Source organism: Streptomyces sp. AMJ-169, from assembly GCF_055597585.1.
On record NZ_JBVLTJ010000011.1, the window covers coordinates 58,497 to 81,060 of the forward strand.

A 22,564-nucleotide genomic window follows, 5' to 3' on the forward strand; every position below is an offset into this window, starting at 1 on the left:
GCTCCGGGGGAGGGGTCGGGTTCGGGGTCGGTTTCGGCTTCGGGTGTGGTGTCGGCTCCGGGTTCTGCCTCGGGTGGGGGTGCGGCCTCGGGTTCTGTTTCGGCTTCGGGTTCGGAGGCCGGGGGTTTCGGTGGGGGCGGCTCGGGTTCTGAGGCGGGGTCTGGTGGGGTGGGTTCCGGTGGGGTGCCTGGTGACTGGGATGGGGGGTGGCGTCGTACCTCGCCGCCTGCGCTCACTGTTTCCCGGGGGGTGTTGGGGGTCAGTGATGGGCTGAGTTTTCGGGCGGGGTTGGCTGCTTGGCAGGATCCTTCGTTTGGCGGGGGGATGGGGCATGGGGTGTCGGAGGGGGCGCCGGCGGGGGTGGTGCGGGGGGTGGCTCGGGTGGCGGGAGGGGCTGGTTCGGGTGGTGGGGGGCCTGTTTTGTTGCGGGCGGTGAAGGTGAAGGTGGGGGTGGGGGCTGGGGATGGGGAGTTGGGTGGGGGAGGGGTGCGGGGGCGGGGGGTTGGTGGGGAGTTGGGTGGTGGGGCTGGTGAGGTGTCCGGCGGGGTATCTGGTGGTGGGGGGTTTGGAGGGGCGTCCGGCGGAGCGTTCGGTGGGGGGGCTGGGGGGACGTCCGGTGTGTTGTCTGGTACGTCGTCCGGCGGGGTGCCTGGCGGGGGGTCCGGTGGGGTCTCTGCTGAGGGGGCGGGTCGGGCTTTTGTGCGGCCTCGGGCTGTGTCCGGGGCGCTGACTGTGGCTCGGCGGCCTGCTGGGGTTGTGCGGCGGGTTGCTGTGGTGCGGTCCTCCGAGGGGGGTCGAGGGGGCGGTGGTGCGGGGTTGGTTCATGGTGGTGGTTCCGTGGTGGGTGGCGGTGTGCGGGAGGTTGGGGCGCTGGGGGCTCCGTTGGGGGAGTTGCCGGCTACTGCTACTCCGTTGGCGTCGGGGGAGGTTGTTCCTGGTGCGGGGGGCGGTTCTGTGTTGCCTGTTGTGCAGCGGCAGGTGGGGGGTGCGGGTGTGGAAGCGGGGGGTGCGGCTGAGGGGTTGGGTGGTTCGGCTTCGGGGGGTGGGTCTGGTGCTCGGGTTCGGGGTGGGTTGGGGGCGCCTTTGGCCGCGTTGCCTGCTACTGCGGAGGTGGCGGGTGGTCGGGGGGTGGGTGGTGCGCCGTTGCTTGGGGAGGTGGGGGTGCGGCGGAGTCTTGGGGGGGCTTCGGGGGTGGGTGGGGCTGAGCAAGTGGCTTCTGGGGCGGGGCCGTTGGTGGTGCCGTTGCGGGGGGCTGAGGGTGGGGGGGAGTTGGGGGCGGCTGTTGTGGGGCGGGCGTTGGCTGAAGGGGGTGGGGTGGGGGAGCGGTCTTCTCGTGGGCTGGTTGCTTCTGGTGGGGCTGGAGGTGTTGGGGGCGGGGGTGTTGGGGTCGGTGGGGGTGGCAGTGCTGGCGTTGACGGTGCTGGGGCGGGTGGCGCTGCTGTTCGCGGGGGTGGAGTTGGAGGTGCTGCTGTTGGGGGTGATGGGGCTGGAGCGGGGGGTGTTGGGAGTGGTGTGGGTGCTGGGCGGGAGGGTGTCCGGGGTTCTTCGGGTGCTGGTCCTGTGGTCGTCGCTCCTGCTGATGTCGGCTCTGGGGGGCAGGGAGCTCCGGGATCGGCGGCTTCGGGTCCGGTTGTTGTGTCCCGGGCGCTGGCTGAGGGTGAGGGGCGGCAGTCTTCTCGTTGCTCGACTGCTTCTGGCGGGGCTGGAGTTGATGGGGGTGCTGGCGGGGCTGATGCTGGGGGTGCTGGGCGTCAAGGTGCTCGGGGTCCTTCGGGTGCGGGTTCTGCTGTCACTCCGGCCGATGCGGACGCCGGTCGGCCGGTTCGGGGTTCGGCTCCTTCAGACCCGGTTGTTGTGTCCCGGGCCTCGGCTGGGGGTGAGGGGCGGCAGTCGTCTCATGGGCTAACTGGTCCTAGCGGAAGTGGAGTTGATGGGGGCGAGGGTGTTGGGAGTGGTGTGGGTGCTGGGCGGGAGGGTGTTCGGGGTTCCTCGGGTGGCGGTCCTGTCGTCGTCGCTCCTGCTGATGTCGGCTCTGGGGGGCAGGGAAGTCCGGGGTTGGCGGCTTCGGGTCCGGTTGTTGTGTCCCGGGCGCTGGCTGAGGGTGAGGGGCGGCGGTCCTCTCGTGGCTCGACTGCTTCTCGTGGAGCTGGAGTTGATGGGGGCGCTGGCGCTGGCGGGGCTGGAGTTGCTGGGGGTGAGGGGCGGCAGTCGTCTCATGGCTCGACTGCTTCTGGTGGGGCTGGAGTTGATGGGGGCAGGGGTGCTGGGAGTGCTGGCGTCGGCAGGGCCGGCAGTGCTGCTGTTGGCGGTGTTGGGAGTGAAGGGGCTGGTAATGCCACCGTTGGTGGGGCTGGAGTTGGGGGCGCTGGGAGTGATGTGGGCGCTGGGCGTCAGGGGGCCCGGGGCTCCTCGGATGCCGGTCCCCTCGTTGTCACTCCTACCGACCCCGGGCGACACGGAACCCCAGAACTGGCAGCTCCCGGTCCGGTCGTCGTATCCCGAGCTCTGGCCGAAGGCGCCAAGTCCCCTACTACCGTTGGCCAGACCGTAGTTGAGGGTTCCGGAAGCAACACGCACCCCGGTCGCGGCCCGGACGACGGTGACGTGAGCCCCGGCCGTCCCCGTACCCCATCCGCCCCGAACCCCCTCGTCGTCACCCCCACCGACCCGAACCCCGGCCAGCCTCGCACCCAAGGCCCGGACCCCGTAGTCGTATCCCGGGCCCCGGCTGAAGGCGCCGGGAACGGAGCCGTCTCGGAGTACTCCCAGCGCTCAACTTCCGCCCGAGGCAAGGACGGTGGCCGTACGGACTCCGGCCGTCAAGGGGCCGGAGGTGCGGGACCGGCTGTCGCCTCCAGTGCCCGGGGAGGGGGCGATGCGCGCGGCGGGGTGCAGAGGTCCCCGGACTCAAGTACCCCGACTCGGAGCAGCGGCGCCCCTACCTCGGCCGGAGCTGCGGACGGCTCCGGGGCGGCGCGTGCCGCAGGCGCCGGAGGCGATGCGGTCAGGGGGGTACGGAACTCCGCGCACCTCGATGCCTCGGCCCCGATTGTCGGCGCACGTGGCCCGGCGGGAGTTGGGGGAGGGACCGGAGAGACGAGCGCCGCAGGCGATGCGGTCTCCCGGAGTTCCCTGTACCCGGACACCTCGACTCCGCTCGTCGGCGCTCGCCCGTCGGCTGGAGTCGCGGGGGTTGCCGGAGACACCGGTGCCGCAGGCTCGCAGGGCTCCCCGTACCCCGATACTTCGACTCCGGTCGTCAGCGTCCGGCCCTCGCCCGGAGCTACCGGAGACACCCGTGCCGCAGGCGATGCAGGCACCCTGTACCCCGGCACCTCGACTCCGCTCGTCGGCGCCCGTCCGTCGGCCGGAGTCGTGGGGGCTCCCGGAGACACCGGTGCCGCAGGCTCGCAGGGCTCCCTGTACCCCGGTACTCCAACTCCGGTCGTCAACTCCCGGCCCTCGCCCGGAGCTACCGGAGACACCCGTGCCGCAGGCGATGCAGGCACCCTGTACCCCGGCACCTCGACTCCGCTCGTCGGCGCCCGTCCGTCGGCCGGAGTCGTGGGGGCTCCCGGAGACACCGGTGCCGCAGGCTCGCAGGGCTCCCTGTACCCCGGTACTCCAACTCCGGTCGTCAACTCCCGGCCCTCGCCCGGAGGCACCGGAGACACTCACGCCGCAGGCGATACAGGCACCCGGAGTTCCCTGCACCCCGGCCCCCCGACTCCCCTCGTCAGCTCCCGCCCCCCAGCCGGAGCCACTGAAGACGGCGCCCGCCAACGCCCGCAGAACTCCCAGTCCCCCCTCATCGTGGCCCGGGCAATATCCACAGACTCCGCTCGCCGCAACTCCCACGCCGAAGGCGACACCCCCAACGGCCCGCAGAACCATCCGCACACCCCGCCCCCACTCGTCACCGCCCGCCCCCCCGCCAAAGCCGTCGGAGACATACGCACCGCAGCCACCCCCCTCCTCTCCCGAGCCCTCCTCCCCTCCCGCCCCCTCACCCTCAACACCCGCACCGCCCAAGGCATGTCCCCCTCCGCAGCCACCACCCCGCCCCGCCCCCCAGTAGTCCCGGCCCGCTGGACCAACACCCCACCCGCCACCGTCTCCCACCCCGCCACACAGACACCCACCCGCCGATCCGCCACCCCCACACCCCACATACAACGCTCCACCCCCTTGATCCGCCCCCTCCCACCCCCCGACCGCCAGCCCCCACCGATCATCCCCGCCCGCCCCCTCCCCCCGGCCACCCCACAAGCCCCGGCGACAGCCCCCCTCCCGCCGCCCCGAACCCCCCTCACCACCAAACCCACAGTCCAACGCGACGCACCCCCGCCGGCCACAAAGAACCCCCTGACCGAGAACGCCCTTACAGAGACCTCCCTCACGAAGAACCCCCTCACCAAAGACACCAGAACCACCCCCACCAAGACCACCCGCACCGCGAACAACAACACCCCCCAACCCCCCACCCCACCCGACCCCGACCTCGACGACCTGGCCCGCCGGCTCCTCGACCCCCTCGCCCGCCTCCTGCGCACCGAACTGCGCCGAGGCCGCGACCGTACGGGCCGCCCCTACGACGGACGCCGCTGAAGCACGGAACGGATGACGCATGACGGACAGCATCTTCGCGACCAGCGTGTACTTCCGGCTGGCGATCGGCGGGAACGACCTCGGCGCGTTTCACACCTGCTCGGGAATGGGCGCCGAGGTGGAGATGGAGACGTACGCCGAGGGCGGCAACAACGACTTCACCTGGCAGCTCCCCGGCCGCGTCACCTGGTCGAACATCACCCTCAGCCGCCCCGTGACCGCCGACACGGCGAAGATCGCCCGCTGGCTCGACAAGACCCTGCGCAGGGTCGAGCCGAAGGACGGCGAGATCGTCGCCCTGCGCCCCGACCTCAGCCAGATCATCAGCTGGCAGGTCTTCGGCATCGTCCCCGTCCGCTGGCAGGGCCCCTCCTTCGACCCCGCCGACTCCTCGGCGGCGATGGAAACCCTGGAGATCGCCCACCAAGGGCTACGGCCGTCCTGACCCGGGCGCCCACATCGCCGCCGATGAACACACCGCCGCCGACCCGAACTCCCGAACCCTCAGAAAGGAGGCCCGACCATGTCCACCCGTCCCACCCGCGTCCGCGCCCGCCTCACCCTCAAAGAACCCCCGCCGTCCGTCGGCGCCAAACCCGGCGGGACCATCGCGCGCCTCGACCTCCAGTTCAACCCCTCGACACTCCAGCTCAGCAAGAGCACCGAGTGGCGCCGCACCCCCTCCCGTACGGCGGGGCAGTCCGCGCTGCCGGAGTTCGTCGGCAGCGGGCCCCGCACACTCAGCCTGGAGGTGTTCCTGGACGCCACCGCCACCCACGACAACTCCGTCGAGCAGGCGGTGGAGACGCTGCTGAAGGGGTGCGTGCCGACGCCGGTCAGCCTGGGGCGCAAGAAGCCGGCCAGCCCGTGGGTGCGGTTCGAGTGGGGGACGGCGCGTACGACGTCGTTCGACGGGGTGCTGTCGAGTCTGTCGGTGTCGTACACGTTGTTCGACGTGGACGGCACCCCTTTGCGGGCCACCTGTTCGCTGACCGTCGAGGAGGCGACCGTCGACCCGGCGGGGCAGAACCCGACGTCCGGCGCGCGGGCCGCCCGTTCCACGCACACCGTCGTCGCGGGCGACAGCCTCGCCATGCTGGCCTGGCGGGAGTACGGCGACGCGACGGCCTGGCGGGTCATCGCCGAGGCGAACGGGATCGACGATCCGATGGCGCTCGTGCCCGGCACCGAGCTGGTGGTGCCGGGGCTGCGGGACGCGGGGGCGGAGGAGGAGCAGCAGTGACCTACAGACCAGGGGAATCCCGGACGGAGCTGCCGTGACCGACCTCAGCGGGCGCGCCTTCGCCGCCGACCCCGTCATCGAGACCCCGGGCGAGCTGCCCCCCATCTGGGCCGCGCAGGTGGTGAGTTGTGTCGTCGACGAGAACGTCGGGCTGCCCGACGCCGCCGTCGTCACCGTCCGCGATCCCGGCCACGAGTTCCTCGCCGCCACCGGGATCACCATCGGGACCCCGCTGCGGGTGTCCGTCGTCACCGTCTCCGGGCAGTCCCGCGAGCGGCTGTTCAACGGTGAGGTGACGGCGCTGGAGCTGGACCACGACCGCACCGGGACGTTCACCGTCGTGCGCGCCTACTCCAAGGCGCACCGGCTCCAGCGGGGGCGCAAGGTCGTCGCGTACCGGAACATGACGGCGTCGGCGATCGTCCGGAAGGTCGCCGCGGGGGCGGGACTCGCCGTCGGTACGGTCGACGCGGCGCCGATCACCTACCAGCAGCTCTCCCAGGCCAACGTCTCCGACTGGGACTTCCTCCAGTACCTGGCCGCCGAGAGCGGCGCCCAAGTCCGGGTGGACGACAAGGGGTTGCTCCAGTTCACCAAGCCGGTCAAGGCCTCCGGCGCGCCCTCGCCCGCGACGTCGGCCGTCCGGGATCCGATGGTGCTGGAGTACGGGAGCAATCTGATCTCGCTGCGGGCCGCGCTGTCGGCCGCCGACGGGGCCGCCCAGGTGGAGGTGCGCGGGTGGGACGTCACCAACAAGAAGCCGCTCACCTCGCCCAAGCCGTCCGTCGTCAGCGACACCGTACTGCCGGGCCTGGCACCGGAGTTCGCCGCCCGGTTCGGCCGGTCCAAGCTGACCGTCACCGACACCCCTTACCGCACGCAGGCCGAGACGAACGCCGTCGCCGAGGCCGTGGCGGACCAAGTCAGCGCCGGATTCGCCGAGTTGGAGGTTGTCGTGCTGGGCAACCCGCTGCTGCGGGCGGGCAAGCCGGTCGCGTTCGGCAGGGTCGGGCAGGCGTTCTCCGGCAAGTACACGGCGACGGCCGTCCAGCACATCCTCGAACCGCACGGCGGCTACCGTACGACCGTCTGGGTCAGCGCCAGCCCCGACCGCTCGCTCACCGGGCTCGTCACCGGCGCCAACGCCCCCTCGCGCGGGCCCCGGATGCCGGGGCTGGCCATCGGGGTCGTCACCGACGTCCGCGATCCGGCGGGCGGCGAACGCGGTGCCGTACGGCTCAAGTTCCCCTGGCTGGACGACACTTACGTCACCGACTGGGTGCGGACCGTGCAGTGGGGCGGCAAGGGCGGCGGCGGGGTGGTGAGCCCCGAGGTCAACGATGAAGTGCTGGTCGGCTTCGAACAGGGGCTGCTGGACTGCCCGTACGTCATCGGCGGCCTCTACAACGGCGTCGACCAGCCCTCCCGGCACGACGTCCCCCTCGTCGACAAGACGACCGGCAGGGTCAACCGGCGTTCTGTGGTGTCCCGTTCGGGGCACCGGGTCGAACTGCTCGACGCGCGGGCGCCGGGGCCCTCGGGGCTGCGGCTGCGCACCGCCGACGAACGGCTCGAAGTCTTCCTCGACGACCGGCGCGACCGCATCGAGCTGACCGTGTTCGCGCGCGGGCGGCGGCAGTTGACGTCCGTCGTGCTCGACACCGAGGGCATCACCCTGGACGCCGGGCGCGGGGACGTGAGCGTGTCCGGGCGCAACGTCGACATCCAGGGGCGGGTCGACGTGAAGATCGGCGGCCGCAGCGTGACGGTCGACGGGCAGAACGTCAACGTCAAGGGCACCACGGGCGTCACCGTCGACGGCGGACTGCTCGGCGTCCTCAAGGCGAAGCTCATCCGCATCAACTGAACCGTGCGGCAAGGAAAAGCGCCAACTGGCCTTTGTACTAAGGAGAGTTCCATGCCGGCCGCAGCCCGTACCGGTGACCCCACCGACCACGGCGGAGTGATCGCCACCCCGCCGCCGGCCGCCGCGCGGTCCGTGGTGACCGTCCTCATCGGCGGCCGTCCGGCGGCGGTCGTCGGCAGCCTCCACACCTGCGCGATGCCGCCCCACCTCGCCCTCGGCCCCGCCAACGTCGTCCTGCCCGGCCCGGGCACGCTCACCGCCGGTGTCTACATCGGCGGGCTGCCGGCGGCGAAGATGCGCGACAAGACGGCGTGCGGGGCGACGATCGTCATGGGCGCGCTGAACGTGCTGATCGGGGGCGTGTGATGAACACCCTTACAGACAGGGGCCGTTGGTGAACGAGCGCTTCATCGGCCGGGGTTGGGGCTTCCCGCTGCGGGTCGGCCCCACCGGCGGCATCGGCATGGTCGAGAAGGACCGCGAGATCGAGGAGGCGATCCGCCTCGTCCTCGGCACCGCGCCCGGCGAACGCCCCATGCGCCCCGAGTTCGGCTGCGGCATCCACGAGTACGTCTTCGCCCCCGGCGACGGCGCCACCGCCGGCCGCATCGCCCAGCAGGTCCGCGAGTCCCTGGAACGCTGGGAACCGCGCATCGCGGTCGACCAGGTCGTCGTCGCCTACGACGCCGTCGAGGCCGGCACCCTCTACATCGACGTGCACTACACCGTGCGCTCCACCAACGACCGCCGCAACCTGGTCTTCCCCTTCTACACGATCCCCTCGGAAGCCACGGCCGAGACCGGGGACAGGAGCGCTAGCTGATGGCCCTGCCCTCCCCGAACCTGGACGACCGCCGCTTCCAGCAACTCGTCGACGAGGCCAAGCGGTACGTCCAGCAGCGCGCCCCCGAGTGGACCGACCACAACGTCTCCGACCCGGGCGTCACCCTGATCGAGACGTTCGCCTACCTCGTCGACCAGCTCCTGTACCGGCTGAACCGGGTCCCCGACAAGAACTACACCGCGTTCCTGGACCTGTTGGGCATCCGCCTGTTCCCGCCGACGGCCTCCTCCGCCGAGGTCGACTTCTGGCTGTCGGCCCCGCAGCCCGACGTGGTGGCCCTGCCGCCCGGCACCGAGGTCACCACGGCCGGCGGCGAGGGCGAGGAGGCCGTCGTCTTCACGACCGTCGCCGAACTGCGCATCATCCCCAGCGAGTTGACGAGGCTGGTCACCGCGCACCGGACCGGCGAGCAGACCGACCGGACCCGCACCCTCGCCGAGGGCGGTGACGTACCCGCCTTCCAGGCGGCCCCCGAACCGGGCGACGCGCTTCTCTTCGGGCTCCCAACTGCCGTGCCCCGCTGCATCGTCGCCGTCCATCTCGACAGCCGCGTCGAGGGCATCGGCGTCGACCCGAGGCAGCCGCCGCTGGTCTGGGAGGCCTGGGACGGGGCGCGTTGGGCGGAGTGCGAGACCGGCGCGGACACAACGGGCGGGCTGAACAGGCCCGGTGAGGTCGTCGTCCACGTCCCCGCCGGGCACACCGCGTCCGTCGTCGGCGGGACCCGCGCGGGCTGGCTGCGCTGCCGGGTCACCGCGCCGGAGCCGGGCCAGCCGTTCTACTCCGAGTCCCCAACTGTCCGTGAGGCGACGGTATTCACCATCGGCGGGACGATGTCCGTCGAGCACGCGGAGACGGTGTCCGACGTGCCGCTCGGGGTGTCGGAAGGGGTCGCGGGACAGTCGTACCGGCTCACCCGGCCGCCCGTTCTCCTCGACGGCGGGCCGCCCGAGGTGGAGGTCTCCTCGGCGGAGGGCTGGCAGCGCTGGGACGTCGTCGACCACTTCGGCCGCTCCGGGCCCGCCGACCGGCATGTCCAAGTCGACGCCACCACCGGGGAGTTCACCTTCCCGCCGGTGCTGCGGGAGGCCGACGGCACGCTGCGCCACTGCGGGGCCGTACCGCCCAAGGGGGCCCAGATCCGGGTGGCCCGCTACCGCACCGGCGGCGGTCCGGCCGGGAACGTCGCGCGCGGCGCCATCTCCGTACTGCGCAGCTCGGTCCCGTACATCGCCCGCGTCGACAACCGGGAAGCAGCGCTCGGCGGGGTCGCCGGGGAGACCCTGGAGAACGCCAGACTCCGCGCCCCGCAGGCCCTGCGGATGCAGGAACGGGCCGTCACCGCCGAGGACTTCGAGATCCTGACCCGGCAGGCGGCGCCGTCCGTGCGCCGGGTGCGGTGCCTTCCGGCCGCCGGTGATCCCGGTGCCGTCCGCGTCCTCGTCGTCCCCGACGCGCTCGCCGACGAGGGCGACGACCGGCTGCGTTTCGAGCAACTCGTGCCGTCCGAGCAGGTGTTGGCGACGATCGCGCGGACCCTCGACGAACGGCGGCTGATCGGGACGCGGTTGGTGGTGGAGCCGCCGGTGTATCAGGGGGTGACGGTGGTGGCCCGGTTCACGGCGTCCGCCGCGGAGGCGGACCGGGTGCGGGAGGCCGCGCTGGCGGCCCTGTTCCGCTACCTGAACCCCCTGCACGGCGGCCCCGACGGCACCGGCTGGCCCTTCGGCCGACCCGTCCAGTACGGCGAGATCTTCGGCATCCTCCAACAGGCCACCGGGAACGTGCTGGTGGAGGATGTACGGCTGTTCGCGGCGGATCCGATCACCGGGCGGCGGGGGAGTCCTACGGACCGGATCGATGTGGGGGAGGGGGCGTTGGTGTTCTCGTATCAGCATCAGGTGGTGGTGTCGGTGACGGGGGTGGAGGGGTGAGTGGGGGAGTGCAGGGGAAAGCGGGTGCCGGTGCCTGGGTCTGGGCGGGTGCCGTTGCCCGGGTGGGGGTCTCGCGATGAGCCGTGCCGCCGTTCCCGGGCTGCCCAGTCGGTATCCGATCGGGGAGCAGCTTCCCGCGCTCTACGCCGACGACGATCTCGCCCAGCGGTTCACCTCCGGTCTGGACACCGTCCTCGCGCCCGTCTTCGCCACCCTCGACAACCTCCCCTCCTACCTCGATCCCCGGGTCGCCCCCGACGACTTCGTCAGCTGGCTGGCGTTCTGGGTCGGCGCCGGGGACGGCTCCGGCCAGCCGCCCGAGGTCCGGCGTGAAGCGGTCGCCCGCGCGGTCGAGTTGCACCGGCGGCGCGGGACACGGCGTGGGCTGACCGAGGCGTTGGCGCTCGCGCTCGGGGTGTACGCGGATGTCGTGGGCGACGGGGGTGCGGCCTGGTCGTCGTCGCCCGGCGCCGCCGCGCCCCCGCCGTCCGAGACCGGGCCCGTCGTCCGCGTCTGGCCCGGCCGCGAGCCGTACGTCGACCCCGGCCGGGTCCACGAGATCGTCCGGGCCATGTGCCCGGTCCACATCGACTGCCGGGTCCTGCTGCTCCCCGGCCCACCGACCGAGGAAGGGAGCTGACCGCCATGCGCGCGTGTCCGGTGTGCGGGGCGCTGAACGGGCCCACAGACGATTTCTGCGGCAACTGCGGGACGTATTTGGGGTGGTCGGAGGGGGGAGGGGCGGCCGAGGAGGGGGTTCGGGGGGAGGAGGGCTCTTCGGGGGCGGGGGCGGGGGCGGGGGCTGCGGGTGCGCGCGGCTCGGGGAGGCCGGCTCCGGATGGGCCGGCGCCCGGGGCGGGGGGTTCGGGTACGCGCGGCTCGGGTACGCCGGCCCAGGGCGGGTCCGCTTCCAGCGCGGGGGGTCGGGGGGCGAGGGGTTCGGGTACGCCGAGTCCGGGGGCTTCGGCGTCGGATGCCTCGGTGCCGGGGGCGGGGGCTTCGGGTACGCGCGCTTCCGGTACGCCGACTTCACGCCCGCCGGCTTCCCGCACGCCAACTTCACGCCCGCCGGCTCCAGGTACGCCCACTCCAGGCACGCCCGCCTCGGACACGTCAGCTTCGGGCCCTGCGGCTCGGCGGGCGAGGCCCTCAGCCGCACCGACTCCAAGGACACCGACTCCGGGTACGCCAACTCAAGGGACACCAACTCCAGGCACGCCAACTCCCAGCACCCCGCCCCCCCGTCCCCCCGCTCCAGACACGCCACCCCCAGCCCCGCCCGCCCCGCCGTTCCCGGACGCGCCACCCCGCGCCGCACCCCCGATGCCCTCGGAACCCCCCGCCACGGCACCCTCCGAGGCAGACCCCGCCGCCCCGCCCCGCACCTCCTCGCTGCGGGCCCGCCTGACCTCCCGCGCCCGAGGCGAGGCGGCGCCCACCCCCGGAGGTCAGCCGGGCGCCGCTGCGCCTGCCCCCGGCGAGCAACGGCGAGGCGAGGCGCCCGCCCCCGCCGAACCACCCCCCGCCGCACGCCCCCCACAAGCCCCTCCTCCACCCCAACCCCCAAGCCCCCCCGACCCCACCCCCATAGTCCCCGTACTCCCCGCGAAAGCCGTCACCCCCCGCCCCACCGTCCGCCCCACCCCCGCCCCCGACGAGATCACCGGACCGCCCTGTCCCGTCTGCGGTACCCCCAACCCCCCGGGCCGGCGCTTCTGCCGGCGTTGTGCCGCTGAGCTGACCGTCTCCGTCAAGCCGGAACCGCTGCCTTGGTGGCGGACGGTGTGGCCGTTCAGGCGGCGGCGGGTGCGGGGTGGGTCGGGGCGGTGGGTGCGGTTCGTCGTGATTCTGGGGGTTGTGGTCGGGCTCTGCGTCGCCGGGGTGCTTCTGCTGCCCGCCGGGCGCGCCCTCTTCGAGGAGACCAGGGACAAGCTGAGCAAGGCGGAGCCGATCACGCCGGTCGGGATCACGGCGACCGCGGAGACGGCCCATCACCCGCCGGCGAACACCTCGGACGGCGTCAGCAACAGCTACTGGGGCACCACAGCCCCGGGCGCCTCGATCACGTACACCTTCCGCGCCCCCTTCCGCCTGGTCGACGTCATCATCACCAACGGTGCCGGCGACACCCCGCAGGAGTACGCGGCCCAAGGCCGGGCCCTGGAGATCGACATGGAGGTGACGACGCCGACCGGCGAGAAACAGACCAAGAAGCTGAGCCTCGCCGACAAAGCGGGCCCGCAGACCATCACCACGGCCTACAGCGACGTGAAGACCGTACGCCTCACCCTCAACTCCCCGGCAGGCCTCACCCAGGGCCGCCAACTCGCCCTCGCGGAGGTGGAGTTCTTCAAGCGGGGCTGAGCCCTGCTCCGCCCCGCCGCCCCAACTCCCTCGAGAACCCCGCCGCCCCAACTCCCCCGAGAACCCCGGAAGACAGCCCCCCGACCCCCTCAACCCCCCACCGCACAACGCAAAGGGCGATGAGGCCACGAGCCCCACCGCCCCCTTCGCGCCACTCCTCGGGAACCGGGAACGCCGGAGACTACCGGGACTGCTGAGCCGGAACCCCGCGGGAGATCGGCTCGTCGTCGGTCACCGGAGCACTGGCGGCGGCAACAGCCGCGCCCGTCAGCGTCGCCAGCATCTCGCGCACGTTCGTCAGCTGCGCGTTGATCGAGTCGCGGCGGTTGGTGAGCGCCGCCAGCTCCCGCTCGGATTCCGAACGGATGCGGTCCGCCTTGGCGTTGGCGTCGGCGACGATGTCCTCGGACTGCCGCTGGGCCGTCTCCACGGTCTGCCGGGCCCGCCGCTCGGCGTCGGTGCGCAGCTTCTCCGCCTCGAGCCGCAGCTGCTCCGCGCGGTGCTCGATCTCCGCGAGCCGCTTCTCGGCCTTCTGCTGCCGCGCGGCAAGGTCACGCTCGGACTGCTCACGCCGCTTGGCGAGGTTCGTCTCGAAGTCGGCGGCGGCCTGCGCGGCCTTCGCACGGGTCTCCTCGAAGAGCGCGTCCGCCTCCTCCCGCTTGGACTGCGCGTCCTTCTGGGCCTCCGAACGCAGCTGCGAGGCGTCGGACTTGGCCTTCTCGACGATCCGGACGCCCTCGTCCTCGGACTTGGCCTTGCGCTCCGCCGCGAACGACTCGGCGTCGTTGCGGACCTGCTGGGCCGCCGACTCCGCGAGCTCACGGTGCTGCTCGGCCGCGCGCCGGGCCTCCTCGCGCAGGTCCTTGGCCTCCTCCTCGGCGAGGCGAAGGATCTTCTCGACGCGGGCGCCGAGGCCGGCGTAGGACGGTTCGGCGTCGGAGACCTGCGCCTGCGCGTTCTGCGTTTCCAGGTGCAGCTCTTCGATGCGCTTCTCGAGCGCGGTGATCCGGGCCAGAGCGCTGTCGCGGTCGGAGACGAGCTTCGAGATGCGTTCGTCCACCTGAGCGCGGTCGTACCCACGCCGCACAAGCTCGAAGCCGTAGGGGGAAGTGTCGCTCATGGGGTTCCTGTCGAATGAGACCGGTGAGGTGATAGGTGGAATCCTAGGGGCCGAGGCGGTGTGTCATCGAGCGGATGCGTGTTTGATCTGGAGAATGACACCCCTTTTGAGTGGCCGGTGGGCCCAGGGGTGGCCGATTCACCCTCCACGGCCGAAGGATTCTCCCGGAATCCACACACTTCGTCAGTTCTCCACCGACTTACCACCCGAACGAGGGGACCCGACCGCCGCGCCCGCCTTGACGCCCCCGTCCTTCGCTGACGACGGCGCCTCGAAAGACTCCAACGCCTCGAGGACGTCCTGGACACGGGAGATCTCGGCGTTGATGTCCTCGCGGCGGCGCACCAGCACCTCCAGCTCCCGCTTGCCCTCCTCGACCGTGAGCATCGCCTCGCGGATCGCCTCGGCCTTCAGCTCCTCGGCCTCCCGCACCAGCGTCGCCTTCTTCTGCTCGGCCTCCTTGAGCAGCCCCTCCGCCTTCTTCACCGCGGCGATGCGGACCTTGCCCGCCTCGGAGCCCGCGTCAGAAACCAGTTCCTTCGCTTTTGCCTGTGCCTTGTTCAGCTGTTCCTCAGCGGCCGTGATCAGCGCGTCACAGCGGTCACCGGTCGTCCGCATCGTCTCGGCGGCCTCACGGCGGGCCCGGTCGTGCAGCTCCTCGATCTCCGAGGTGATCCGGTCGCGCAGCTCCTCGGCCCGCTCCCTTATCGCCGTCGCGTCCCGGCGCGCCCCGACCAGCAGCTCGTCCGCGTCCGTACGGGCCCGCTCCACCCGGGAGTTGCCCTCGACGGTCGCCTCCGACACCAGCCGGTCCGCCTCCGTACGCGCCGCGCCGACCATCGAATCGGCCCGCTCCTCCGCGTCCGCGCCCATCTTGCGCGCCTGCTCCTGAGCCTCCGTCAGCAGCTTGTCGACCTCGGCCGTCGTCTCCGTGACCAGCGTGTCGACCTGCTCGGCCGCCTCCGCGCGCCGCTTGGCGGCCTCCCGGCGCACCTCGTCCAGCGTCCGGTCGGCCTCCTCGCGCGCCGAGTTGACGAGCCGTTCGGCCTCCGCGTCCGCCTCCGCCCGCTGCCGCGCCGCCTCACCGCGCAGCCGCTCCGCGTGCGCCTGCGCCGAACCGACGGTGTCCGCCGCCTCCGCCCGCATCCGCTCCGCGTCCGTGTGGGCGTCGCCGCGCACCCGGTCCACCTCGGCCGCCGTCTCCATCTGGAGCCGCTCCGCCTCCGCGAGCGTCTCCGTCTGGAGCCGCTCGGCCTCGCCGCGCGCCTCCGTGATGAGGGTGTCCGCCTGCGTCGCCGCGTCCGAACGGATCCGGTTCGCGTCCTCCCGGGCGTCCGCCCGCGTGCGCGCCGCGTCCTGATCGGCCTGCGCGATCGCGTCCGACACCTCGGTGCGCACCCGCTGGGCGTGCGCCGACGTCTCCGACCGCAGCCGCTCCGCCTCCGCGATCGCCTCGCCGACCGTACGGTCCGCGAGCGCCTTCGCCGCCTCGGACTCCTCGCGCGCCTGATGCCGCACCCGGCCCGCGTCCTCCGCCGCCCGCTCCCGCTCGGCGTAGGCGTCGGCGCGGACCCGGTCCGCCTCCTCCTCGGCCTCCCGGCGGGTACGGTCCGCCGCGTGCTCGGCCGCCGACCGCAGACCGGTGATCTCCTCCTGCGCCTGCTCGTGCAGCCCCGCCACCGAGTCCCGCACCTGCTGCGCGTGCTGCTCGGCCGCCGCGACCGCCTCCGACGCCCGCCGGTCCGCCTCCTCGACCAGCCGCACCGCCTCGGCCTGCGCCTCCTCGACCCGGTTACGGGCCGACGCCAGCAGCTCCTCGCTCTGCGCCCGCGCCCGCTCCCGCTCCTGCCCGGCCTCCGCACGGGCCGTGCCCAGCGTCTCCTCGGCCTCCCGGCGCCGCCGGACCGCCTCCTCCTGGGCGGCGGCCAGCGCGTCCGACGCCTCCGCCTGCAACCGCTCGGCGGCGGCCTGCGCCTCCGCCCGCACCCGGTCCGCGGTGTCCTGCGCCTCCGACTTCAGCCGCTCCGCCTCCGCAGCGGCCTCCGACCGCAGCCGCACGGCGACACTCTCGGCCTCCGCGCGCGACGCCGAAGCGTCCGCCGCGGCCTCGTCCCGCAGCCGGTCCGCCTCGTCCGAGGCCTGCTGCTGCAACGCGCGAATACGGTCCGCCGACTCGGCGCGCAGCCGGTCGTTCTCCTCCGCCGTCTCCCGGCGGATACGGGACGACTCCTCGCGGGCCTCCGTCAGCGCCTGCTCGGCCGACGCCAGCCGGGTCTCCGCCTCCGTGTGCAGCCGGGCCAGCTCGTCCGCCGCCTCCGACTGCCGGGCCGCTATCGCCCGTTCCGTCTCCGCCCGCAGCTCACGCGCCGCGTCCTCGGCGTTGTCCGTGATCGTCCGGGCCAGCTCCACGGCCTCGTCACGCTGCTGCTCCGCCTCCGCGCGGGTGCGCTCCAGCGTCTCGTCCGCCTGCCGGCGCAGACTCGTCGCCCGCTCGATGGCCTCCGTGCGGACCTTCTCGCTGTCCGCCGCCGACTTCTGCCGCAGCTCGTCCGCGTCGACCCGCGCCTTCGACAGCAGCTCCTCGGCGGTCCGCGCCGCCTCCTCGATCTGCTGGACGGCCTCCTTGCGGGCCTCCGCGCGGATCTTCTCGCCCTCCGCGACCGCGTCCGAGCGCAACTGCTCGGCCTCGCCGCGCAGCCGCCGCGCCTCCTCCTGGAGCTCGACCGTCTTGGCCCGGTACTCCTTCGTGTCGTCCTTCGCCGCGCCCTTCAGCTGCTCGGCGATGTCGTGCGCCTCACCGCGCAGCAGGTCCGCCTCGGCCTCCGCCTCGGTCCTGACCCGCTCGGCCTCCTCGGCCGCCGCCTTCAGCGTGCGCTGCGACTCCTCCTGAGCCTTGTTCAGCACGTCCTCGGCGGTCTTCGCCGCCTTCGACAGCTGCGTCGCCGACTCCTCGGCGGTGATCGTACGAGCCTTCTCCGAAGCCTCCGCGACCAGCTTCTCCGCCTCGGCGCGCGCGTCGGCGACCAGCTGCTCGGCGTCCGCCTTCGTCGCCTCGGCCTCTTTCGTCGCCTCGCTGACCAGCCGGGCGACCTGCTCCTTCGCCGTGCGCGTGCGCTGCTCGTTCGCCGACTCCGCGCCCGACAGCGCCTTCTCGGCCGCCGTCTGCGCCTGCGCGAGCAGCTTCTCCGCCTCGGCCTGCGCCTTGCGCAACGCCTCCTCGGCGTCCGCCATCCGCTGCTCGGCCGCCCGCGACAGCTCACCGGCCTGCCGGCGCGCCGAGTCCGACTCGGTCGCCGTCGCCGTGCGCAGCTGCTCCGCGTGGTCGGTGGCCTCCTGCGCCTGCGCCCCGGCCGCGTTCAGCAGCCGCTCCGCGTCGGTACGGGCCCGGCGCAGCAGCGCCTCCGCCTCCGCGCGCGCCGCCTCCGCGTCCGTCGTCAGGCGCTGGCGGGCCTCGTCGGTGACCCGCTCCGCCTCGGCGCGGGCCGCCGCCATGGACTGCTCGGCCTCCGCCCGCGACTCGTCGAGCAGCCGGCGGGCCTGCGCCTCCGTACGGGCGCGCAGCTGCTCGGCCCACGCCACGTTCTCGTTGACGTGCGACTCGACGGTCTGTCGGCGCTCCGCCAGCTCCTGGTCGAGCTGCTGGCGGCGGTTGACCGCCTCCTGGTGCAGCTCCGCCTGGAGCCGGGCCGCCTGCTCGGCGTGCTCCTGGAGGATGCGCTGGGTCTGCGCCCGCGCCTGGGACAGCTCGCGCTTGGCGTCCTGGCGCAGCTGGTCGGCCTGCATCTGCGCGTTGCGCAGCAACTGATCGGCCTGGTACCCCAGATCGCCGCCGTCGAAGGCGGGCCGGGTCATGAGGGTGCGCCGCGCCTCGTGCAGCTTGGCGCGCAGCACCTCGACCTGATAGCCGAGGTCCTCGGCGTGCTGGATCGCCTTTTCCCGCTCGGTCTTCAGCCGCTTCATCTCGGCTTCGAACCGAGTGAGGTGGTCGACGTCAGCCGCCGGCTCCCGCTCCTGGCTCTCGTAGCCCCGCACTGCGCGGTCCCATCCGTCCCCTGGTCGCAAGCTTCTCCAACGAGCCTTCGTCCATCCGCCGGACGGGGCCCCCGGGGAATGGTGTCAGATCAACGGCGGACCACGGACTGCGCGTCCGCCGCTCCTACCCCCGAAACCTGGACCCCGGCATGCGGTCGCCCACCCTTCAGCGGGCAACCGCCCCCAACCCTACCGGCCCTTATGTACGTGGGTCAGTGCTCGTCGGACTCAACGGGTGCCGAAGTGACCAGTTCTGTGAGGACTCCATGGCAGTCCTTGGGGTGCAGAAAGGTGATCCGGGAGCCCATCGAACCGCGCCGGGGCTGGTCGTAGAGGACCCGGACGCCCTTGTCCCGGATGCCTTCCGAGTCCGTGTCGACGTCCGCCGTGCCGAAGGCGATGTGATGCACGCCCTCGCCGTTCTTGGCGAGCCACTTCCCGACCGCGGAGTCGGGCCGGGTCGGCTCCAGGAGCTGGAGGTAGGAAGCCCCGCCGTCCGACGTATCGTTGATCTTGAGCATGGCCTCCCGCACGCCCTGCTCCTCGTTGACCTCCGAGTGGAACACCTCGAAGCCGTAGGTCGCCCGATAGAACTCGACGGTCGCGTCGAGGTCGTGACAGGCGATCCCGATGTGGTCGATTCGCGTCAGCATGGACTCAAGTGCAGCGCCGAAAGGATGGTCACGCAACGTGCGCGCTGTCACACCGACGGCCCGGTGACGGGGTAGGTACTCGTCAGTACATTCAGTAAACCCTCGTTCACATCTCTCGTCTCGGCGCTGACGCCGGTAAGGGGATCGCAGCTCATGACCACATCGGTGATCGTCGCGGGTGCGCGCACACCCATGGGACGCCTCCTCGGCTCCCTGAAGTCCTTCTCCGGCGCCGACCTCGGCGGCTTCGCGATCAAGGCGGCCCTCGACCGCGCGGGGATCGACGGCCGCCAGGTGCAGTACGTGATCATGGGCCAGGTGCTACAGGCCGGCGCGGGCCAGATCCCGGCCCGCCAGGCCGCCGTCAAGGCGGGCATCCCGATGACCGTCCCGGCCCTGACGATCAACAAGGTCTGCCTCTCCGGTCTGGACGCGATCGCGCTGGCCGACCAGCTGATCCGCGCCGGCGAGTTCGACATCGTCGTCGCCGGCGGCCAGGAGTCCATGACCAACGCCCCCCACCTGCTGCCGAAGTCCCGCGAGGGCTTCAAGTACGGCGCGATCGAGATGCTCGACGCCATGGCGTACGACGGCCTCACCGACCCCTGGGAGAACATCCCGATGGGTGAGTCGACCGAGAAGCACAACACGCGCCTCGGCATCGGACGGGCCCCGCAGGACGAGGTCGCCGCCCTCTCCCACCAGCGCGCGGCGGCGGCCCAGAAGAACGGCCTGTTCGAGGCGGAGATCACCCCGGTCGAGATCCCCCAGCGCAAGGGCGACCCGGTCCTCTTCAGCCAGGACGAGGGCATCCGCGCGGAGACGACGGCCGAGTCCCTCGCCACACTCCGCCCGGCCTTCACCAAGGACGGCACGATCACGGCGGGCACCTCCTCCCAGATCTCCGACGGCGCCGCCGCGGTCGTCGTCATGAGCAAGGCCAAGGCCGAGGAGCTGGGCCTGGACTGGATCGCGGAGATCGGCGCGCACGGCAATGTCGCGGGCCCCGACAACAGCCTCCAGTCCCAGCCCTCCAACGCGATTCAGCACGCCCTGAAGAAGGAGGGCCTGGAGGTCGCCGACCTGGACCTGATCGAGATCAACGAGGCGTTCGCCGCCGTGGCCGTCCAGTCAATGAAGGACCTGGGCGTGACCCCGGAAAAGGTGAACGTCAACGGCGGCGCCATCGCCCTGGGCCACCCGATCGGCATGTCCGGCGCCCGCCTGGTCCTCCACCTGTCCCTGGAACTGAAGCGCAGGGGCGGCGGAGTGGGCGCGGCGGCCCTGTGCGGAGGCGGCGGCCAGGGCGACGCGCTGATCGTACGGGTGCCCAAGTCGTAGGCGGGTAGGGGTGGTTGTGGGCGTGCCTGTGCTGGTGCCGGGTACGAGGGCGGGGGCGCCCTTTGCGTACGACGGCGGGGGCGCCGCCGCCCGGACCGGGCCGATGATCCGAACGGAGCTGTGATGCAGGACGTCTCCTCGCTGGTCGCGCAGGCCAGGGCCGGCCGGCCTGATCTCCCTGGTCGAGGGGGCGTCCCCGCAGCTCAGAGAGGTGATGGCGGCACTGGCCCCGTTCACCGGCGGCGCCTACGTCATCGGCCTCACCGGAGCGCCGGGCGTCGGCAAGTCGACGTCCACCTCGGCGCTGGTCACGGCGTACCGCAGACAGGGCAAGCGGGTCGGCGTCCTCGCCGTCGACCCGTCGTCCCCGTTCTCCGGCGGCGCCCTCCTCGGCGACCGCGTCCGCATGTCGGACCACGCTTCCGACCCCGGCGTCTACATCCGCTCGATGGCGACACGCGGCCACCTGGGCGGACTCGCCTGGTCGGCCCCCCAGGCGATCCGGGTCCTGGACGCGGCCGGCTGCGAGGTGATCCTGGTCGAGACGGTAGGGGTGGGCCAGTCCGAGGTGGAGATCGCCGCCCAGGCGGACACGTCGGTGGTCCTGCTGGCCCCCGGAATGGGCGACGGAATCCAGGCCGCGAAGGCGGGAATCCTGGAGATCGGGGACGTCTACGTCGTCAACAAGGCCGACAGAGACGGCGCCGACGCGACGGCCCGGGACCTGAACCACATGCTGGCCCTGGGCGAGTCAAGATCCCCGGGCGCCTGGCGCCCCCCGATCATCCGCACGGTGGCATCAAGAGGAGAGGGCACGGAAGAACTACTGACGGCTCTGGAAAAACACCGCACGTGGATGGAGAAGAACGGGGTGCTGGGGGAGCGGAGAAGGGCGCGGGCGGAGAGGGAGGTGGAAACGATCGCGATGACGAAATTGCGGGAGAGAATCGGGGACCTGCACGGGGACAGGAGATTGGGGGCGCTGGCGGAGAGGGTGGTGGAGGGGGAGTTGGATGCGTATGGGGCGGCGGATGAATTGGTGAGGGAAATTACGGGGACTTGAAAGGAAGGCGCAGGGAACCGACTTCAGGGGCGCGGGGAACTGCGCAGGGGGTCGAAGGGGCGCAGCCCCTTCAAGGGGCGCGAGGAACGGCGCGACCAGCCACAACGAACCCGCACCCGCCAACGGCGAAGTAGGACCGAGCTGTTGGGCGCTACGGCTTACCCCGGCTCGCCCGGAGATGCTCGGCAACCGGCCCCAGCGAAGCACTCAACCCCTCCAGCGCCTCCCCCGACATCAACCCGATGAAATGCCGCCGCACAGAAGCCACGTGATACGGCGCCACCTTCTTCATCAACTCCATCCCCTGCTCCGTCAGCACCGCGTACAACCCCCGCCGATCGGACTCACAGTTCTCCCGCCGCACCAACTCCGCCCCCTCCATCCGAGTGATCTGATGAGAGAGCCGGCTCTTGGACTGAAGCGTCATAGCCGCAAGATCACTCATCCGCATCCGAAACCCCTCGGACTCGGAGAGATTCACGAGGATCTCGTAATCGTTCATCGTCAGCCCGAACGGCTGGAGATCCTTCTCCAGCTGATAGGTCAACAGCTTGTTGACCTCCAGATGGGTGCGCCAGGCACACTGCTCCGCGTCGGTCAGCCACTGCGTGGCCGTCTCGGTCTCCATGAATGAAGTCTACCTAAGATGTTTAAATATAAACCAATAAGGGGCACGTGACAGGGCGCACGCGTTCGACGTCACACTCCGCAGACTACCGTTCACAGCCCGAAGCGACGCTGGAGGTCACCGAGCTGTCCGGGAAGCCGCTGTCCGCTTGGCTGAGAGCCGTGCCCGCCGGACTGCCCGGAGCCGCCGCCCGGCACCCCCGGCTCACCTGGCACGACCCCGGTCGCCCGCTCCGGCATGAGCGACTCGCTGGACTGGAGCAGCACCGTCCCCGCGCCGACGAACTCGAACTGATGCTCCTCACCGGAGGCCCCGCCGATGCCCGTCATCCCGCGCAGCCCGCCGAGGAAGCCGGTCATATATCCGTGGTCGTAGTGATGACAGGGCGAGGGGCAGTCGGCCCAGCCGACGAGGGCCTGCGGATCGACGCGGATCGGCGGCTCCATGAAGACCACCGGACCGTTGGACGCGGCGACGAACTTGCCGGTCCCGATGAGCGTCAGGAACCCCGGCACGATCGACTGCTTCAGCGCCAGACTCGGCTGAAAAGCGAGGAGGTTGCCGGCGCGAATGGTGAGGTTGCCGTCGTCGAGGTCGTAGGAGTTGACGTCGAAGGCCCGGTCGGCGAGGAGCATCTTGCCGGAGCCCTCGGCCACCACCCAGTCGCTCACGTGCAGAGGCGAATGGAACGACGTGCGCAGCAGATGGTCAAGCCGCCCGTGCCCGAAGCCGTTGAACTCGATCGCCCCGTAATAGGCGATCATCTTGCCTTTCTGGAGGAACCACTGACCGCCCTTCAGCTCCACGCAGAAGGTGTAGGGGGTGACGTTGTCGTCGGCCGGGAGGGTCATCGGGTCGTGGATCACC

Annotated in this window: 17 protein-coding genes and 1 pseudogene; 13 read left to right on the forward strand and 5 right to left on the reverse strand. The window is 71.9% G+C overall.

Annotated features, from left to right (window positions below):
- The first annotated feature begins 1,333 nt into the window (after positions 1-1,333).
- The 11 genes from ACYUD3_RS25925 to ACYUD3_RS25975 all read left to right on the forward strand — a co-directional run bounded on the left by ACYUD3_RS25925 (position 1,334) and on the right by ACYUD3_RS25975 (position 12,860).
- The gene (locus ACYUD3_RS25925) at positions 1,334-1,906 is read left to right on the forward strand and encodes a hypothetical protein (RefSeq protein ID WP_470974365.1); all 573 of its coding nucleotides are present in this window, start codon (positions 1,334-1,336) and stop codon (positions 1,904-1,906) included.
- Positions 1,907-1,951: 45 nt separating this feature from the next.
- Positions 1,952-2,551 carry a hypothetical protein gene (locus ACYUD3_RS25930; RefSeq protein ID WP_470974368.1) on the forward strand — a complete coding sequence of 200 codons (600 nt, stop codon included), beginning with the start codon at positions 1,952-1,954 and terminating at the stop codon, positions 2,549-2,551.
- 1,262 nt (positions 2,552-3,813) lie between these two features.
- Positions 3,814-4,608, forward strand: coding sequence for a hypothetical protein (locus tag ACYUD3_RS25935; RefSeq protein WP_470974371.1), 795 nt, complete (start codon positions 3,814-3,816; stop codon positions 4,606-4,608).
- A gap of 19 nt (positions 4,609-4,627) precedes the next feature.
- Positions 4,628-5,053 (forward strand): phage tail protein, encoded by a 426-nt coding sequence (locus tag ACYUD3_RS25940; RefSeq protein WP_470974374.1) that lies wholly within the window; start codon positions 4,628-4,630, stop codon positions 5,051-5,053.
- A gap of 78 nt (positions 5,054-5,131) precedes the next feature.
- A complete protein-coding gene (locus ACYUD3_RS25945; protein ID WP_470974377.1) occupies positions 5,132-5,851 on the forward strand; it encodes a CIS tube protein in 720 nt (239 codons plus the stop codon).
- 34 nt (positions 5,852-5,885) lie between these two features.
- The gene (locus ACYUD3_RS25950) at positions 5,886-7,718 is read left to right on the forward strand and encodes a VgrG-related protein (protein ID WP_470974380.1); all 1,833 of its coding nucleotides are present in this window, start codon (positions 5,886-5,888) and stop codon (positions 7,716-7,718) included.
- Positions 7,719-7,769: 51 nt separating this feature from the next.
- Positions 7,770-8,084, forward strand: coding sequence for a PAAR domain-containing protein (locus ACYUD3_RS25955; protein WP_470974383.1), 315 nt, complete (start codon positions 7,770-7,772; stop codon positions 8,082-8,084).
- Between the two features lie 28 nt (positions 8,085-8,112).
- Positions 8,113-8,541: a GPW/gp25 family protein gene (locus tag ACYUD3_RS25960; protein WP_470974385.1), complete on the forward strand. Its 429-nt coding sequence runs from the start codon at positions 8,113-8,115 to the stop codon at positions 8,539-8,541.
- Complete coding sequence (locus ACYUD3_RS25965; RefSeq protein WP_470974387.1) at positions 8,541-10,496, forward strand: putative baseplate assembly protein; 1,956 nt, start codon at positions 8,541-8,543, stop codon at positions 10,494-10,496. Before ACYUD3_RS25960 ends, ACYUD3_RS25965 begins: the two co-directional genes overlap by 1 nt.
- Positions 10,497-10,572: 76 nt before the next feature.
- On the forward strand, positions 10,573-11,136 hold the full coding sequence (locus tag ACYUD3_RS25970) for a phage tail protein (RefSeq protein ID WP_470974390.1): 564 nt from the start codon (positions 10,573-10,575) through the stop codon (positions 11,134-11,136).
- A gap of 1,190 nt (positions 11,137-12,326) precedes the next feature.
- Complete coding sequence (locus ACYUD3_RS25975) at positions 12,327-12,860, forward strand: NADase-type glycan-binding domain-containing protein (RefSeq protein WP_470974393.1); 534 nt, start codon at positions 12,327-12,329, stop codon at positions 12,858-12,860.
- 181 nt (positions 12,861-13,041) lie between these two features.
- Here ACYUD3_RS25975 and ACYUD3_RS25980 read toward each other — a convergent pair whose 3' ends face one another.
- The 3 genes from ACYUD3_RS25980 to mce form a co-directional block, all read right to left on the reverse strand.
- Positions 13,042-13,980: a coiled-coil domain-containing protein gene (locus tag ACYUD3_RS25980; protein WP_055720167.1), complete on the reverse strand. Its 939-nt coding sequence runs from the start codon at positions 13,978-13,980 to the stop codon at positions 13,042-13,044.
- Positions 13,981-14,163: 183 nt separating this feature from the next.
- Positions 14,164-18,012, reverse strand: a complete 3,849-nt coding sequence (gene scy, locus ACYUD3_RS25985; protein WP_470974396.1) for a polarized growth protein Scy — start codon at positions 18,010-18,012, stop codon at positions 14,164-14,166.
- A gap of 212 nt (positions 18,013-18,224) precedes the next feature.
- Complete coding sequence (gene mce, locus ACYUD3_RS25990; RefSeq protein ID WP_470974399.1) at positions 18,225-18,665, reverse strand: methylmalonyl-CoA epimerase; 441 nt, start codon at positions 18,663-18,665, stop codon at positions 18,225-18,227.
- 153 nt (positions 18,666-18,818) lie between these two features.
- On the opposite strand from mce, the gene ACYUD3_RS25995 reads away from it, so the two are divergent.
- Together ACYUD3_RS25995 and meaB are read left to right on the forward strand one after the other, a co-directional pair.
- The gene (locus ACYUD3_RS25995) at positions 18,819-20,006 is read left to right on the forward strand and encodes an acetyl-CoA C-acetyltransferase (RefSeq protein WP_470974402.1); all 1,188 of its coding nucleotides are present in this window, start codon (positions 18,819-18,821) and stop codon (positions 20,004-20,006) included.
- 123 nt (positions 20,007-20,129) lie between these two features.
- Positions 20,130-21,069: pseudogene (meaB, locus tag ACYUD3_RS26000) on the forward strand (methylmalonyl Co-A mutase-associated GTPase MeaB).
- Positions 21,070-21,220: 151 nt separating this feature from the next.
- Here the strand turns inward: meaB and ACYUD3_RS26005 are convergent.
- Together ACYUD3_RS26005 and ACYUD3_RS26010 are read right to left on the reverse strand one after the other, a co-directional pair.
- Entirely contained in the window at positions 21,221-21,697 is a 477-nt protein-coding gene (locus ACYUD3_RS26005; RefSeq protein WP_470974405.1) for a MarR family winged helix-turn-helix transcriptional regulator, read from the reverse strand.
- 92 nt (positions 21,698-21,789) lie between these two features.
- Positions 21,790-22,548: an AIM24 family protein gene (locus ACYUD3_RS26010; protein WP_470974957.1), complete on the reverse strand. Its 759-nt coding sequence runs from the start codon at positions 22,546-22,548 to the stop codon at positions 21,790-21,792.
- Positions 22,549-22,564 lie beyond the last annotated feature (16 nt).